Raw genomic sequence first — 1,332 nt, forward strand, 5'->3', positions numbered from 1 at the left:
GGGAGGGAGGGAGACTCCAATGCTTTTCGCTGAAAACAAAAAAGGGCCGCAAGGCCCTTTTTCGATGATTCGCAGGCAATGCTAGAAGCCTGCGGATCATAAACTGGAGCGGGAAACGAGACAATCGCTTCTCACGCAACATCTTGATTCAACAGAGGTTTTAGGAGCACCCCTCAACAAACTGTCGGTTGCGCAAGGCACGAATGCACACGAACTTGGATCGCCATCCAATAGCTTGCTCTTGCTCTACCTATCTGGCGAAGTCCCTTACATGACCATCGACTAAATCTCCTCGCTTTCGCTACGTCGAACATGATAAACACACACACTCGATAGCCTATCGGTTCGCCTCACCCGCAATCGATCCGGGCATCGCGGGGAGCGACGAGGGATAGGACATGCCAGGCTCGGGAATGCAACCGGGACAGAGCCTGATCGCCATGGAAGACATCTGTCAGTCTTACCGCATGGGCGAACAGCACCTGCCCGTACTCGACAACATCACACTGACGATCCGGCGCGGAGAAAGCTGCGCCATCGTCGGCACATCCGGTTCGGGCAAGAGCACGTTGCTCAATATCCTCGGTCTGCTCGACCAGCCCACATCCGGACGCTTTCTGCTCGATGGGCGCGATATGGCCAGCGCTACGCAGAATGAGCGCGCCGACCTGCGCAATCGGCTGATCGGTTTCGTGTTCCAGAGCTTCAACCTGCTGCCGCGCCTCAGCGCCCTGGACAACGTTGCTTTACCGCTGCTGTACCGCGGCCATTCACGCCACCAGGCCCGGCAACACGCCCACCGCCAAATCGACCGGGTCGGCCTGGCCGATCGCATGGCACACCTTCCCGCCGACCTCTCCGGCGGGCAGCGCCAGCGTGTCGCCATCGCCCGCGCCCTGGTCGGCGAGCCGGCACTGATCCTGGCCGACGAACCCACCGGCAACCTCGACGGCGACACCGCGCAGGACATCATGAACCTGCTGCTGGAGCTCAACCGCACACAGGCCGTGACCCTGGTCATGGTGACCCATGACGGCGACCTCGCTCAGCGGCTGGATCGCCGGCTGCACGTCCAGGGTGGCCGGATCACGGAATGCCCTCTGCAGCGGAACAGCTTTGATGGCTGACCGGCAGCCGGGCCGGCATGGCCCATTCCTGATCCAGACCTTGATCGAGTCGCTGGACAGCCTGCGCCGGCTGGGCCGGCGCGCAATGCTGGCACTGCTCGGCATCGCGGTCGGCTGCGCAGCCGTCATCGCGCTGCTCAACATCGGCCACAACGCCGCCAACGAAGCCATCAGCACCTTCAAGGGCCTGGGCACCAACACCCTG

The 1,332-nt window shown here is 61.9% G+C and carries 1 protein-coding gene and 1 pseudogene; both read left to right on the forward strand.

The genetic code is table 11. From position 1 onward, the window contains the following. The first annotated feature begins 398 nt into the window (after positions 1 to 398). A complete protein-coding gene (locus tag DNJ95_RS19065; protein ID WP_420824384.1) occupies positions 399 to 1,127 on the forward strand; it encodes an ABC transporter ATP-binding protein in 729 nt (242 codons plus the stop codon). Further along, positions 1,120 to 1,332, forward strand: a pseudogene (locus DNJ95_RS19070) (ABC transporter permease); the annotation flags it as partial. The gene DNJ95_RS19065 and the pseudogene DNJ95_RS19070, both read left to right, overlap by 8 nt.

The organism is Stutzerimonas kirkiae (assembly GCF_004327335.1).
GTDB classification, from domain to species: domain Bacteria; phylum Pseudomonadota; class Gammaproteobacteria; order Pseudomonadales; family Pseudomonadaceae; genus Stutzerimonas; species Stutzerimonas kirkiae.

Bases quoted from the DNA above. Each gene is read 5' to 3' on its own strand.
- DNJ95_RS19065 (WP_420824384.1), top strand. From the start codon at position 399: ATGCCAGGCTCGGGAATGCAACCGGGACAGAGCCTGATCGCCATGGAA.